The sequence below is a fragment of the Moritella viscosa genome (assembly GCF_900120065.1).
GTDB lineage: Bacteria > Pseudomonadota > Gammaproteobacteria > Enterobacterales > Moritellaceae > Moritella > Moritella viscosa.
The window spans coordinates 37,516-52,100 of record NZ_FPLG01000020.1 but is presented as its reverse complement, the minus strand read 5'-3'; the positions used below and the strand labels follow the sequence as shown (position 1 = coordinate 52,100).

Sequence of the window (14,585 nt, the reverse complement as noted above, 5' to 3'; positions counted from 1 at the left end):
TGTTGATTATACATAATAATGAAGGTTGAATTTTAACAGTGTTCCAGCGATATATTAAAAGTTTTATCAGCTAAAATTTTCATATCGAGTTCAATCGTCATCCGCCAGTCACCACATTTATCTGCAATCGGTTGCCACACAGTATCACCTAAATAAAAATTCCAATCGTTATTTGTCACATGAACCTCCCCAGTAAATGGCGCACGCTCATTGCCCTCTGCATCTAAAATACCTGGATGGTCAATACAAAAACGGATCTTGGCTCCACGGGCTTTTTTAATATTAACGATAAAGCCAAACTCAATATCAATTTCGGCTGGAATATTTGTCGTAAACTGCTGAATACTCGGTAAGTCTTTTGATTTACTCAGCCATTGAGAATGAATGCCATATGTTTGCATTTTAGTGACGGGTTTATATTTAGCCATTATTTCACCTCGGTGACGATCATAAATGAATGCTATCAATAATACCGATGACGAGCGCTTGTGGGAAGGTGTAAACACCTACCACAAGGACGAACTAGTTATTTTGTCCCAAGCAACTTAAGAATATAGCGGTATTAAACGGTTTTTTCATAAAGTAAATATCGGGATGACATGCACTATCAACTATCTCATTTTTATCATTAGCCGATAAAATAAAATATTGGGTTTGCGCATTCCCTTGAATACATTTCATTTTGGCAATTAATTCCAATCCATTCACCTCACCTAACTGATAATCAACAATCACAACATCTGGTTCTGCATTCACAAATTGAGTTAACGCAACTTTAGAGTTATTCGCGCAAACAGTATTAAACTGTTTTTCTGCCAGCATCGCCTCACATACTTCCAGATTAAAGCTGTTATCGTCTACAATTAAAATATGTACATCACTGTAATTTATCGGATTTAATCGTTGTGATAATCTTGATGAATCCAACTGACATGGAAAGTGCAGCATGATTTTAGTACCCTCATTTTTAACACTGTGCAGCCTTAGCTTGCCGCCGACCTGAGCTAATAATTGGTTACAAGTATAAAGCCCCAACCCAATACTCGAGACATGTTTTAGTTTTGATTCAGTATCCACTGTGAAAGGATTAATAAGTAACTCTTTGGTTGATTTTGACATGCCAAGTCCAGAATCTTGGATCAAAATACGCACATAATAACCACGAATTATTGACTCCTCGTTAAAACCTACACGCTGACAAATATCAATATGACAACGTACAGCCTTACCCGTACTATATTTCAATGCATTATTAATCATGTTGGTGATAACTTGAAATAATTTAGAACTATCAACACTGATTACTGCAGGTAACTTCTCACTGACATGAAAACATAATGTTTTACCTGCTGGAATACTCAGCTTGTTATAATAATCTTGGATATTACCTATGCATTGCATGGTATTGACCGGAACATTGTTTAATACTAAAGCCCCTAAAGTTGACTTGCTGTAATTCAAGGTGCTTTCAGCCACTGAAGACAGTAAATTAGCCGACCACTGTACCTTTTCAATAAGAGCACTATGTTCATCACTGATTTCAGGCATATCCCTTAGCATCTGGCTATAACCTAATAACGCATTAATCGGCGTTCGAATTTCATGATTAATACTTGATACCATCGCGACATTTAGTTTATTTTCCCTCGTAATACGTTTAAATAAACGCTTATTCTCTAATTTAAAATACAGCAACACAAAAATAAGCGAACAAATAAATATTAAGGATAATAGTACACAAACAAACTCAATGATCATTGATGGTGACGCCCGCGAGCCGATACTTAGCGTATAATCAAAGTTATACTCTGGGAGGCTAATTTTCAGTTTGGTATTATGACTAAAAAACTCAGGTATGATGCTTGTTGATCGCATCATACAATTTTTATTTTTAACTGATAGTTGTGATGAAGAATATTGAAAACAAGTATTTTTCAATTTATTGATGTTAAATAACAGGCGTTTTATTGGTGTAGCATAAAATAAATATGGCATATGAGGATCATTTATATCAACACCGATCAACTCATAGTTATCAAGTTTCCCCCTAAGATTGCCATGTTCATCTAAAATGGTTTTTAACTGTTCCAATTTAGGTGCAAACTTTTCATCCGAAATATAACCTAGCCTCATTTCAGGTGTTAAGGTAAAAATTAGCGCTTCTCTTGCCCCCAACAACTCTCGGGTAAAAGTAGAAAACTCATTTTCATTTACCTTTACTGAAGATTTAAAAAAAGATTTAATCGCATTAATAATAAGTTTATGTTGTAAATTCTTTTCTTGACTAAACGCCATTAGCGTTGCCACTTTGTTATCGTGGTTATTTTTAGATTCATCTAAACTATAACTGACAAATGAAGTAACAAGGACGGCCGTAAATAAAACACAAACACAAATATAACTGTGAATATTAAATTTATAATTCATCTTCAATCGCTGCAACTTGCCCGTAAATGTTATCAGTAAGACAATGTAACTGCCCAAGAGTAGCCATCATATTTATCTGTTCATCAAGAGCAAGAGATAGATAGCGGCATATTCCCTTAAGCTGATGCTTTAGAGCATTCAGCTTTTCATCATTATCAACTAACGCAGTTTGCTGGTGAATATTAACTAACTCTTCGACCAATGCTCGGTATAAAGGCAAGCGTCTTTCTTCACTATACCTCCCAAAAAAGTGACGTAGACTGTCACTAATATCAATGTTCATTAATAGCAGCATCCTTATGCACGTAACGATTAACCCAAGCTTTTAAGTAACGCCCTTCAATTGGTGGGCTATATAGATAGCCTTGTCCAATATCACAACCAAGCTCATCTAAAATATTAAATACACTTTCAGTTTCAATGCCTTCAGCAACAACGCTAACAGACATTTTTTTAGCCAAGGCGATCGTGGACTCAACAATAAGAAGATGCTGTTTGTTGGTATCAATATCACACACAAAAGAGCGATCAATTTTAATTTCATTAAAAGGGATGATATCTAAACGTTCATAAGTAGAATAACTTTTACCAAAATCATCTAATGAAATACCGATATCATTAATAATCAATCGCGCGATAGAGTTTAATACGCAGGCTTGATTAATCACTTTTTGTGATTCAGTAAGCTCTAAGATTAAGTTAATGTGAGAGTGAGTTTTCTTATAACTAATGATGTAATCAATCAAGCTATCACAAATCAAATCTTCAGCAGTGACATTAATCGATAACCTATAGTTAGTAAAGTTCGTTTCACTCTCCCAGTATTTGAATGCTGTAGCGATAATCATCTTCGAAAATTCGACATTAAGCCCAGCCTTATCAATCAAAGGTAAAAACGTATCGGGATAAATATAACCATTCTCATCGTACATTCTGGCTAACACTTCAAATCCTATAATACATTTACTTTTCATATCCACTTGAGGTTGAAAACAAAGTAATATTTGTTCATCCTCAAGCAGCTTATCTATATCATAATCAGATGCACTCTCGGGTGATTTCACTCGGATTTCATTATCATACTGGCTTTGTAAGCGTGTCGCTTGCGCTAAAATAAAGCCCACATTAATCGGTTTTTCAAAAACTCCAACTAAATTCAATTTCAAGCTGCTAACAATACTACCGACTAACCCAAGAGTCCGTTTATCCGAAGAGCTAATAACCGCAAGTGGTATGTTTGAATAACATGGGTGCACAGATAAGAAGTTAATCACCTCCATTCCGTCGCTGTTATTCATTTTTAAATCCAAGATCAGTAAATCAATATTGCCTTCGGTAGCAACAATAGTTTCAATACCTTGATTTGCATCTTCAGCTTCAAACATCTGAAAATCATGCTCGAAACGAGTCTCGACAAGATCGGATTTAATCGCTTCTCGGACAAATTTTTGGTCATCGACAATCAAAATATTCATAATTACTCCGCTATATACCGACGTTCGTAGGTTGTATTTTTCGTGTTGGTATAACTGAAAGCATCAGCATATTTCGGTTTGCCATAACTTCAGAACGACTCATAATAAACGAATAATTCTGAATGATTTTAGATTTGTGTTCAATTGGTTTGACTTTAAACATGGGGATTTTCATCTGCATTAATTTTTGTTTCAATTTGCTATCACAAGTACTAAAACTTAAATATTCCATCGTTTTATCTGTCGCTAGCTGATTAAGGTAGACAGACATCATATGATTATCAATTTGTGGGGATACACCAAAAGAAGAGAGTACGACCAATACATTCGCTCGGTCTTGTTTCTCAATATTCAGTAATTCCAAAATACCTATGCTGCTATTCATAAATTCAAATAATGCTTTCGTGGTTACCTTGCAAAATAAGCAATGTCCAACGAGTTGGTTCAAACTACAAAAAGCAGATACTAAAGTGAGTGGTTTTAGCGACTCTGTAGTCGTAATTTTTTGACGTGTTGGAAATAAACGGGGATTCCCCTCATACATCAAACAAAGCTCTAACATCGATTCAAAATTAGCATCATCAGGTAGCATTGATTGAGTATAGTATTGCTCATTTTTATAATAAGGGTGAGTAACTTTATCATTCTTGACGCAAGACGAAAGTTGAATAAAAGATAAACTTTCTTCTACAAAATCAGCATTTGAACTATAGATATTAAACAGATCATCACCAAAAATTTCCGCTATTTCGGACTGTTTGGTTAAAGACGGTGTGTTAATACCACGTTCCCAACGGCTGATCGAGATTGTATCTAAGCTATTAAAAGAATGGCTCCTCTCATTTAATAAAGCGCGTAAGTCCTCTTGAGAAAGGTCATGTTCTGTGCGCATTTTTCTTAAAAAACTTGAAAACACCCTCATTATTACAGTTTTTTGATAAGAGTATATTTTATATACCATCTTCACTTCCAATTATATCGAATGCCGTTATAACAAACCTAATTACTTTCATTATCCAACGTCACCAAGTAAAAAATAAAAATGCCACCAAACAATAGATTTATAAATATATGCTTATGCATGCATTAATTCCACAGTAATAATTTTAATTTTATTTTAATAAATGCCTACATGCGAAGCATGCATAAACATTGACATCTCAACTAGGCATATGTTTATACATATATGTAAAATATTACTCTGGTGGTAGATATAACGGCTCGTTATGCTACATCACGCAACAAATTCTCTATACCTGATACACAGTATTCAGGCTGGTATTAGTCGTTCTGTGTGCATAGCACCACGTTAACCCTTGTGAATAAGTCCTCATACACAAGTTGTTAAAACATGTCCTTTAAAAAAGATAAACTTGAAAAACAGCACAAATCATATTCCGCTTTTTTTTGTGTCAAAAAAGGAAAGTAAATGAGTAAATTCATCCAGAAATTTGATATAATCGCGAAATATCTTCATTGGATCTCCGCTCTCGTTATCTTGTGGGCAAGTATATCCGGGTTATACATCGCTTTTTTCGAGCTAGAAACGCAGATCAAATCCCAAATTTTAAGTTTCAACGTATCGATAACAACGGTATTTATTCCACTATTCTGCTGGCGTATTTACCACCAAATAAAACAAGGTACACCCCAAGCACATCCCGCGATGTCTACATTAGAAGTCAAACTCGCCCACCTCGGACATACCTTGCTCTACATACTCGTTTCATTGGTGCTAATCAGTGGGGTATTGATGATGGATCATGATGTGACTATATTTCAGCTATTTACTATTCCACAACTACTGCAACAGCAAAGCGGTATTCATTTTTTTGAAACCATGCATTTGTATACCTGTCGATTATTAGTTGTATTAGTCGTGTGTCATTTAGCTGCATTAATAAAACATGAAGTGATGGGCAGACGTATTTTGAAAAGAATGATTTAGCGATTAATAAAAACGGTGAGATAAACACCGCTTTTTGCTCTTTATTCTTAAAAGGAAATCATTTAATTTCCTTTATTTACTTATTTTCCTTACTCCCCAACTAATAAAACACCAAACTCATACCTCCCTGGTAATCGAGGGTAAATTTCGCCATTCATAGTTGAATAAGTCATTATTTTTTTACCATCAGCAGAGTCACTAGGATCTACTGTATTACCTGCAGGTGTATTACTCCATAGATCTGCAGACAGATCCCCAACTTCCTGTTTGAAAGAACTAGCAAACGTTTTTGTATTCATTGCTGGTCCATAGCAGGCAACCTCTGTTAATGAATCTAATTCTTTAATATTAGGTAAACGCCACTGCTTTATACCAGAAAACTGATGCAGTGCATGGTTACCATTAGGATCATTAATAGTTTCAACAGTAGTCAGCGCACTTTGCCAGTAAAAACCCTGTGGTGTGCCATCACATGTTTTATCAACCCTATTCCAAGTTTGTCCAAGTCGACAGCGCATCCAAGTTAAACCTGTTAGCTGGTCTTTTACAGAACCTTCATTGTTAAGGACAAAGCGTGTATCAGGCGCTGAACGAGAAATATTAATAGAGCATTCCTGTGCGATAACAGAGGTAGAAGCAAGAACAAGTAGAGAAATAATAAAGTGTTTCATGGTTATTTACCTCCAGTAGAAACTAAACGAGCAGGGAATAGGTATGAATAAGAAATATAAGGATTATCAGGATTATCAGGATCTACGCGATCAGTATAAATCTCCAAGAAACTAGCCTCACCTCTACTATTACCAAGCGTGCCTATTGTTCTAATACTGATTGCGCCTTTAATATTCTGAGCATCAGTGTTTGGGTAACTCACAGTCTGAGTCCAAATACTACCGGCAGAAGTATCACTCCCCCCCTTGCTTTGATTTGGGAAATATTTAACGGCAAGTCCATAAATACTGTTATCTTCATTCACCTTAGTTTCACCAAAGTCGATTAAATTATAAAATTCATACCCCATTGGTAATCGCCAATCACTTTTACCACATAATTGTATTTTATTTAAATACTCAGCATAATCTTGTGTCGAACAGATTTTATCTCCGCTTGTTTGACAGGTAGCTTCCGCTAAATCCTCCACGTAAGGAGTGACTTGACCCGGGATCTCAACTGCAAACAAACGATCTTTGTCTTGAATCGAAGAATCAGAATCTTTTTTTGACTCCCAAATAAGGCCACTACGTTTATCTGTAATACACACCCATTCATCTGCGTCATCACTCAGCTCTACACCCTTAGCATCTAGCTTAACGAATTTAAATCCTTTGCCAGAATTGTTATCGCGATCCACTTTATCAAAACCAAAATCTGCATCTTGACCAGGATAGTCTTTCTGTGGTGACGTCGAACTTTGAGTCTCATCTGTATCTGAGTAATAGAGCGTTGCACCAGTATCATTTAGCCCTATTTTATTTGCAGCTACTTTTTCTAACGTAAGAATAAGTGCTGTAGACTGCTGGTCTGTTAATACATCAGATAGTAGGTTACTTGCATCATATTGCAGACGTGAACTCATAAGAGCCACGAAATTCATTCGTTTTTTATCATTGACTTGTTTCATCAGTAAAACGATATTTTGATCTAGAACAGCCAGTGATGAATCATCAAGGTGATCAATCAAGCTACCCTTGATATCCACACCTTGCTTAGAAATTTGTTGCTCCAAGTACGCTAACGCGCCTACATCAGTCATGCCATCAGCCATTAGCCCTGCAACAAGTGAACTTACGCCATTAATGACATTACCTGAAGTTTTTTTCAGCCCAGGAGCAATGAGATAATATTTTGGTTCTGAAGCTGAAGCTGAAAGTAATTTTTGCTCTGAATCTAAAGATGCAAGTAAAGGTCTATTTAGAATATCCTTACTGGTATGTGTGATTGTAAATTCACCATTCTTATTTGCCTGTACTACTGGTTCACTACTATCACACGTGAAGTTTTGGTTTAAGTCTGAACATACTTTGCCATCCAATGCAATATTTTGCGCCGAAATAGTACCTGATACTGAGTATGTAGGGGCTGATGTATCTGTATCTGTATTTGCATCCCCAGAACCGTTACATCCAGCAAGTGCCAATGATATAGCAAGAATTGTTAATTTAGGTTTCATTAGTATTATTTTCTCAAAGTTGTGAATAACGTTTTTCGCACAGTCGATAGGCGACCAGCTAATAACGTCAAGAGTAAAGCCAATAATGATAGCGATGTACTACCACCTGAGCTCTGGTTATTGTTATTGTTATTGTTATTGTTATTGTTATTGTTATTTTCTTCTGCGCACAAATAACTATCTATAGGTCCTATAGCCCATGATTTTAATCTCCCACTGTTTTCAGTTGCATAATCGATGATTTCCAGACGCCAAGTTCCCCAGCTAAGTTGACTTTTAAATACCGACATGACGTCATCGTGTTCGGTGGTAAAGTAACCCGTAAACCCAGATGTGCTTGATCTTTTATGCTCGAGTAAATTCACCTTAGTGCCATGTGGAGAAGTAAGAGAGACTTTAAGGTCAGATAGCTTGTCATGTTCAATATCAAGGAAGACGGCAAATTGTTCACCAACCTTTGCATTACGATCTGCGAGTGTGAAGTTAAATGTTTTAACTCCAGCATTACCACCTTTTGCATCGGGAATAATGCTATCGACATATTTAATATCTGTGCTCAACTTAGGCGTGCCATATACCAAAGTTTGACTATTATTCCATTCTTGAGTTGCTAAATTTTCTTCAAATTTATAGGCTAAATTTGTGTCCAATTGCATCGATTTACCGCATATTTGACTTTGTGGAAGAGGAAGTGATACTTCTAGTGCTGTAAACTTATTATGTTGGAATGCATGTTTTTTCATCCCAGATAAAATCATCTCACCTTGGATCGAAGCTTGACGACCTGTCGGTGATAGCTTCATTATGAGTGCTTTATTAGGATCTACGTATTTTGATGAGGTCTCTATATTAAATGCTGATTTTAGTAATCCGTGCTCGTTGAAGTTACGCTGTAAAATATCTGCATAAGCTTTCCCTGGATACATGACTTTAGCTACATACACCATATTTTGTGCCATATCGTGCATTTTAAGACCTCGGCCTAAACCATACATAGATTCTAATACCAAGGCATCAAATTCAGTGAACGCTTCGGCTTGATATAAGCTCACTGAATCTTTTAAAGATTGGAATAATGGCGTTGACCAAAGCTCATCCCCTAATTCGCCGGCAACATACTCATGCGCTCGATATTCAGCATTTTCAAAATAGCGTGCATCTTGATTCGCCAGACTTCGGGTGCCTTTTTTATGACCAAAATAACCATCCCAATTAAAAACAGTGTCAATTTCAAAGGCTTGACCAGAAGAAGTTGCTTCTTCAAATTGGGTGCGATAGCTATAACTTCCAGCCCAGTAATCACCAAACCCTTCACCTATAGCACCGGTATGCCCATAGGCCCAATCTGGGACTATTTGATAATGAATACCATGTCCGAGTTCATGCAGTACAATATCTGCATCCAACGCATCTGCAGAACCACCTCCAATACCAAATATCGCAGCTTTAGAGCCGTAATAATATGTAGAGTTATTAGCTGACAGCCCACGCGCATCGAAATCAATAGGATGATTAAAAATATTAAACCCTAAGGACTCGATATAACGAAGAGATAAATCAAGGTGATAAAATGCCATTAGTTGAGCAAAGGAATCATCGGTGTAAGATAATTGCCTAAGGTCTTCTTCTGAAGAGAAAGACATCAATTCATTTTCAGATAAAAACATACTGTTATCAGCAGTTTTCTTACCTGTAACAGGATCGACACTAACCAGCGCCTTTGCATCAACTTGAGTCACCCGTGAATTCGAGAGGTAATATTTCCCTCCCGATTTAAGTACCTCAGTATTTTTTAAAAGGTACTGAGGTACATTCGGATACTCAGTAATATCTGCCCACGGTGAATCAGGTGCTGGTTGGCGATCCATCGTTCTTAAATCAGGAGTAAATAAACGGGCTGAAACAGATTCAACCTGCCCCTTAGATAGCACAGGCGGTCTTATTGCTTCAAGCTCCCTTGGCGCCTCTAATTCAGCAGCAACGGTTGGCTGACCGTTTCTAACAACCGTATTTTCTAAACTCTTAAAAACTCGACTAACAAAGAAGTCTTTATTGGTACTAACGACAATAGCTTTCTGTGGTTGATATTCACCATTAATCAAAACATTAAAGTTGTAGTGATGCCCAAGCTTAGATTCGGTTTGATAACGTAATTGGTAGTCTCCAAATTCTGGATACGCTTGCTGTAGAAACGTCAGCGCTTCCTCTGCACTGCTGACTGTACTTTGAACATTCGGGTAATCCCACTCCCCAGCAATCACTGATGCGGAACAAACCATAAGCCCAATACATAATAATTTTTTCATACTTATGTCCTAAAAAATGTATTTTGCATTAAGAGTGAAATAACGGCCTGGTTCAGTTGAATATTTAGTCGCATTGCTGCTGATACCAGCAACACCTTGGTAGCGAATATATTTACGATCGAATAAATTAACCACATTCGCACTAATTTCTAACCCTGAGCTAAAGTAATAACTCGCGCCCATATCCACTACGCCCCAACCAGATGTCGTTGCACAGTCAGTTTTTAAACCAATATCAGTGGCACAAGAAGGGATTCGATTCATACTGTCAGCCCAGTCAAATACGCTATATACAGTTAAGTTTTCTAACTCATAAGTTAACTGAACATTACCTTCCCACGGCGTAATACTGCGGACATAATCACCATCTTTATCCTTACCATCGACATAACCCGCTTTAAAACCAGTCGACCAATTTTCATCAAGACGATGTGCAACGCTAAGCTCCATACCATAGGTTTCAACACCATCTACATTTTGATATTGTTTAAGGTAGTTACCTGTCGATGAGTCATAACCAATTTGTTTTACATCGATAAAATTTTGGAATTTTTGATAGAAGATCGCACCATATATTTTCGTTCTACCGTTATCATATTTACTACCTAGTTCGAATGAATCACTTGTTTCTGCTTCAAGATCCATATTAGGAATAATGACAAATGGGGTAAGGGGAATGAAGTCATGTGATACATAGCCATAAGCTTTATCGTAGCTAGGAGCACGATAACCGTGGTTATAAGACAAGTAAGTAGTCAATTCATCAGTAAATTGATACGCAAGTGATAAACTCGGCGAGAATTCACTACTATCTATATCTTTAACTGGGAAACCACCAATATCACTCCCTGAATCAGGTGTTAATCGATGCATATCAAAGCGCGCCCCCCCCGTGATAGTCCAATCATCTATTTCAATAACATCACGGATATAAGCACCAACGTTATACGATGCTGCAGGCGCAAAAGGTTTATCAGCTTCAACTTTATGACCATTCCAATCAAGCGTGGTTTTATTTTTTAGGCGTTCATAGCTATTTACAGTCATGCTTAAGCCGTAAGCAACTTGATGATTAAGACTGCCGCTATCCAGCGTTGAAACAAAATCACTTCCGATACCAATCAATTCATCATTAAATAGCTGTTTTTTAATTTCACGGCGACGTTCTTCGATACCGTTATGTTTACGCTTCATTAAACGATTTGTATTACTGTTATTTTCTGTTTTTCGCCAATATATTTTCGTGTCCATCTCATCAAACCACGAATCATATGGTGTAATTACCATTCCGACATTAACGCCAAAGCCATCCATCGTTGTCTGTTCATTAAAGGATGCAATCTTCATAATTCCGTCTTTTTGGGTTGATGCAATCCCCTCTAAACGACTTAAGTTATCGGTAAAATAGTCAACCTTAGCATTGAACATGACGCTTTCATTCACAAAGTGATTAACACTATAGGCCATGCTATAACCATCAACATCACGGTTATAAAGGTCTTGATTGAAATTACGTGTTTCCTCGCCAACCCAATAAGCCATATTAATTAAACTTTCAGTATCTCCTGTACGAAAGGCAAGATTACTAGCAACTTTATATTTATTACTGATCCCAGTGTAAGTACCAGAGACATCGAGATATAAATCGTCATATTTAAGATAATCTGATGCATCTTTAGTAGTAATAATGACAGCACCACCAATAGCACCTGAACCATGAATAGACGAACTGGCTCCTTTTACCACCTCAATAGATTTCACATTAGATAAGTCAAAAGAGTTCATACCGACCTTATCATTGAGATCTAAAGCACCATAACCATCGGATGTTTTAATACCATCTTTAGTGATTGCAATACGATTTCCTGACATACCACGGATCGTAATACTCTGTGGTCGCCCAGCACCTCCAGAAACACTCACACCAGGTTCATTATTTAGTGCATCATAAAGTTCTGTTACCCCCTTCTTTTCGATTTCATCGCCACCTAATACAGAAATAGAACCAGCCACTTTAGAAAGAGGTTGTTCAATGATATTCGCCGTTACAATTGTTTCTCCATACGGGGTCGACTCCGAGTTAGCAAGTGCAGCATTATTAATTAATACACTCAATACAGCTGTTGAGAGGATAGAAAACTTCATTTATGGTTCCGCTTTAGTTAATTTGTCTAAGGTAAGTAAAAAACTATATTCTCTCGCCTGGTTAGCAAGTGACTGTCTTCTATCACTGGCATGTCCCGCTTTAAAATCGGTATAGAGTAAATAAGGTCCTGAGCTTTGACTCATTTGTGATAACTTGGCAATGTACTTAGCCCCTTCCCAATAAGGAACCCGGCGATCTTGTAACCCAACCCTTGTTAATACTGGCGGGTAATCTTGTATTTTTAAGTTTCGGATCGGGTCATAAGCACGCATAATTGATAATTGACTAGTTAAATGAGGGTTTCCCCATTCATCATATTGTTGTGCAGTAAGGGGTAAACTGGTGTCAGACATACTTGCAACGACATCGACAAAAGGTACTTGTAATACCGCACCTGAAAATAGATCGGGGCGTTTATTTAATGACGCAGAAACTAAGGTCCCCCCCGCACTACCGCCGATAGCAAAGATTGGGTGCAGACCATTTTTATACCCTTTCATGGACTCTGCAACTTGAGTGAAGTCTGATATAGAAACAGCTTTATTGATGCCCGCACCAGCATGATGCCACTCTTCACCTTTATAGCCGCCGCCACGAACATGAGCGATGGCATAAACGATCCCACGATCCATTAAGCTTGTTATTTGTGGCATAAAATAAGGCTTCATCGTCATGCCGTAAGCGCCGTAGCCATACAAGAATATGGCGGATTCTGAGTTAAACTTATCTTTGCGATAGGCAAGCGTCACAGGAATTTTTTCAGTACCTGATTGAATATAAACTTGCTCTGTATGATATAAAGCAGAGTCAAAGGTCGGATAATTATCTTGAGATAACAATGTACGCTGTAATGTTCTAGTATTTAAACGGTCCCATTTAGGTGGGGTAATCATAGACATAGTACGTATATGTAATTGATTACTGTTGTAATCCCCGCTACGGCTTAACCATTCAACACTACCTTTAGTGCCAAGTTCAGTACTGAAGCGAACACGTCCACTTTTTGATAACACATTGATTTTTTTAATCTGATCCGCTTGCGTAATGACGACAGGGCCGGCACTAAACAAATAGAAATTATTTATCTGAGCACCTAACTTTGGTTGATAGAAAATAGACCACTTTGAAGGTTCGCTTAATGAACTGCGATAAAGTTTAAATGCACCATCGAGGTTACTATTTAAATACAGCGTCTCTTCATCCACATCAGCATAGTATTCAACATCCGTTTTACGTGGACGTATTGGTACGCTCAAGTTACCCGACTTTAATGACAAAAATCTTTGCTCACTACTCGACTCATTATTTGATTGAACCAATGCATAATCTTTATTTCCGCTCGAATAGAAAGACAGCAACCAATCCTTAGACGTTTCTTCTAATAGAAACTCAGCTGGTTTAGAGTTAGCCACATAAAATCGATGAAGTGTATTGGGTCTTTGTGTGTTTTTTTCTAATCCAATTAAGTAAAGTGACTTACTATCTTGACCCCAAATAATATTAGCGGCATAGCCTTCTGCAATGACAACTTCTTTTTGAGTGAATAAATCGACGACTGTGATCGTATATTGCTCTGATCCATCATAATCTTCGGCGAGTGCAACATAATGAAGATCTGAGCTTATAGTCCAAGCTCCTAACTCATAATAATCCGACTTCTCTTGTCGAAGGCTGATATCAACGAGCACCTTAATATTTTGACCCGTTAACTCACGTGTTAGCAGAGAGCGCCTACCATTATGATTTTCAATGTTATATTCGGCGTTCCCGATTAATAACCAGGGTTGTTCGCCACGCTGTGGACGATTATTGCTCCATTCAGCTAATAGCTCTTTTTGAAGCGGGACAGTCGGCTTAAGCCAAGCTTCAGTTTGTTGGTTTTGCTGCTGTAAATAATTTACAACTTTATCGTTCTCACGAGAATCATCACGCAACCAATCAAATTCATTCGCCTGGATGTTTATACCAGCAAACATAAGAATGATAATTAACACATTAATTGAATTAAATTTCATACCTTTATTTATCCGTCACTGAAAAGACGAAAGATATTAAACACGAATGAGAATGAGATCGATTATCATTTACGTGAGTTGGTAAATTGCGTGATATG

At 37.2% G+C, this 14,585-nt stretch carries 11 protein-coding genes; 1 reads left to right on the top strand and 10 read right to left on the bottom strand.

Going from position 1 to position 14,585, the window contains the following annotated elements; genetic code table 11:
- Positions 1-32: 32 nt before the first annotated feature.
- From BT797_RS03450 to BT797_RS03430, 5 genes are all read right to left on the bottom strand, one after another.
- The gene (locus BT797_RS03450; RefSeq protein ID WP_045109369.1) at positions 33-428 is read right to left on the bottom strand and encodes a DUF3859 domain-containing protein; all 396 of its coding nucleotides are present in this window, start codon (positions 426-428) and stop codon (positions 33-35) included.
- Between the two features lie 94 nt (positions 429-522).
- The gene (locus BT797_RS03445) at positions 523-2,427 is read right to left on the bottom strand and encodes an ATP-binding protein (RefSeq protein WP_075471076.1); all 1,905 of its coding nucleotides are present in this window, start codon (positions 2,425-2,427) and stop codon (positions 523-525) included.
- The gene (locus tag BT797_RS03440) at positions 2,417-2,710 is read right to left on the bottom strand and encodes a hypothetical protein (RefSeq protein WP_052678257.1); all 294 of its coding nucleotides are present in this window, start codon (positions 2,708-2,710) and stop codon (positions 2,417-2,419) included. The genes BT797_RS03445 and BT797_RS03440 overlap by 11 nt, the downstream gene beginning before the upstream one ends.
- Positions 2,700-3,902: an EAL domain-containing response regulator gene (locus BT797_RS03435; RefSeq protein WP_075471075.1), complete on the bottom strand. Its 1,203-nt coding sequence runs from the start codon at positions 3,900-3,902 to the stop codon at positions 2,700-2,702. The genes BT797_RS03440 and BT797_RS03435 overlap by 11 nt, the downstream gene beginning before the upstream one ends.
- Positions 3,903-3,912: 10 nt before the next feature.
- Positions 3,913-4,794, bottom strand: a complete 882-nt coding sequence (locus BT797_RS03430; RefSeq protein ID WP_244534114.1) for a helix-turn-helix transcriptional regulator — start codon at positions 4,792-4,794, stop codon at positions 3,913-3,915.
- A 537-nt stretch (positions 4,795-5,331) separates the two neighbouring features.
- Between BT797_RS03430 and BT797_RS03425 the strand changes: the two genes are divergently transcribed.
- Complete coding sequence (locus BT797_RS03425) at positions 5,332-5,850, top strand: cytochrome b (protein WP_075471074.1); 519 nt, start codon at positions 5,332-5,334, stop codon at positions 5,848-5,850.
- Between the two features lie 89 nt (positions 5,851-5,939).
- Here the strand turns inward: BT797_RS03425 and BT797_RS03420 are convergent, their stop codons facing one another.
- From BT797_RS03420 to BT797_RS03400, 5 genes are read right to left on the bottom strand one after another with little or no spacing between them, the layout of a single operon-like run.
- On the bottom strand, positions 5,940-6,521 hold the full coding sequence (locus tag BT797_RS03420; protein ID WP_045109363.1) for an Lcl C-terminal domain-containing protein: 582 nt from the start codon (positions 6,519-6,521) through the stop codon (positions 5,940-5,942).
- A gap of 2 nt (positions 6,522-6,523) precedes the next feature.
- Positions 6,524-8,020: an Lcl domain-containing protein gene (locus BT797_RS03415; RefSeq protein WP_075471073.1), complete on the bottom strand. Its 1,497-nt coding sequence runs from the start codon at positions 8,018-8,020 to the stop codon at positions 6,524-6,526.
- Positions 8,021-8,025: 5 nt separating this feature from the next.
- On the bottom strand, positions 8,026-10,326 hold the full coding sequence (locus BT797_RS03410) for a proprotein convertase P-domain-containing protein (protein ID WP_075471072.1): 2,301 nt from the start codon (positions 10,324-10,326) through the stop codon (positions 8,026-8,028).
- Positions 10,327-10,335: 9 nt separating this feature from the next.
- Positions 10,336-12,471 (bottom strand): TonB-dependent hemoglobin/transferrin/lactoferrin family receptor, encoded by a 2,136-nt coding sequence (locus BT797_RS03405; protein ID WP_075471071.1) that lies wholly within the window; start codon positions 12,469-12,471, stop codon positions 10,336-10,338.
- A complete protein-coding gene (locus BT797_RS03400) occupies positions 12,472-14,487 on the bottom strand; it encodes a prolyl oligopeptidase family serine peptidase (protein WP_075471070.1) in 2,016 nt (671 codons plus the stop codon). It abuts the gene before it with no gap.
- Between the last annotated feature and the right edge of the window lie 98 nt (positions 14,488-14,585).

What these genes read in the sequence shown, in the direction of transcription:
- BT797_RS03450 (WP_045109369.1), bottom strand. Translation starts at nt 428, where the DNA reads ATGGCTAAATATAAACCCGTCACTAAAATGCAAACATATGGCATTCAT.
- BT797_RS03445 (WP_075471076.1), bottom strand. Translation starts at nt 2,427, where the DNA reads ATGAATTATAAATTTAATATTCACAGTTATATTTGTGTTTGTGTTTTA.
- BT797_RS03440 (WP_052678257.1), bottom strand. Translation starts at nt 2,710, where the DNA reads ATGAACATTGATATTAGTGACAGTCTACGTCACTTTTTTGGGAGGTAT.
- BT797_RS03435 (WP_075471075.1), bottom strand. Translation starts at nt 3,902, where the DNA reads ATGAATATTTTGATTGTCGATGACCAAAAATTTGTCCGAGAAGCGATT.
- BT797_RS03430 (WP_244534114.1), bottom strand. Translation starts at nt 4,794, where the DNA reads ATGCGCACAGAACATGACCTTTCTCAAGAGGACTTACGCGCTTTATTA.
- BT797_RS03425 (WP_075471074.1), top strand. Translation starts at nt 5,332, where the DNA reads ATGAGTAAATTCATCCAGAAATTTGATATAATCGCGAAATATCTTCAT.
- BT797_RS03420 (WP_045109363.1), bottom strand. Translation starts at nt 6,521, where the DNA reads ATGAAACACTTTATTATTTCTCTACTTGTTCTTGCTTCTACCTCTGTT.
- BT797_RS03415 (WP_075471073.1), bottom strand. Translation starts at nt 8,020, where the DNA reads ATGAAACCTAAATTAACAATTCTTGCTATATCATTGGCACTTGCTGGA.
- BT797_RS03410 (WP_075471072.1), bottom strand. Translation starts at nt 10,326, where the DNA reads ATGAAAAAATTATTATGTATTGGGCTTATGGTTTGTTCCGCATCAGTG.
- BT797_RS03405 (WP_075471071.1), bottom strand. Translation starts at nt 12,471, where the DNA reads ATGAAGTTTTCTATCCTCTCAACAGCTGTATTGAGTGTATTAATTAAT.
- BT797_RS03400 (WP_075471070.1), bottom strand. Translation starts at nt 14,487, where the DNA reads ATGAAATTTAATTCAATTAATGTGTTAATTATCATTCTTATGTTTGCT.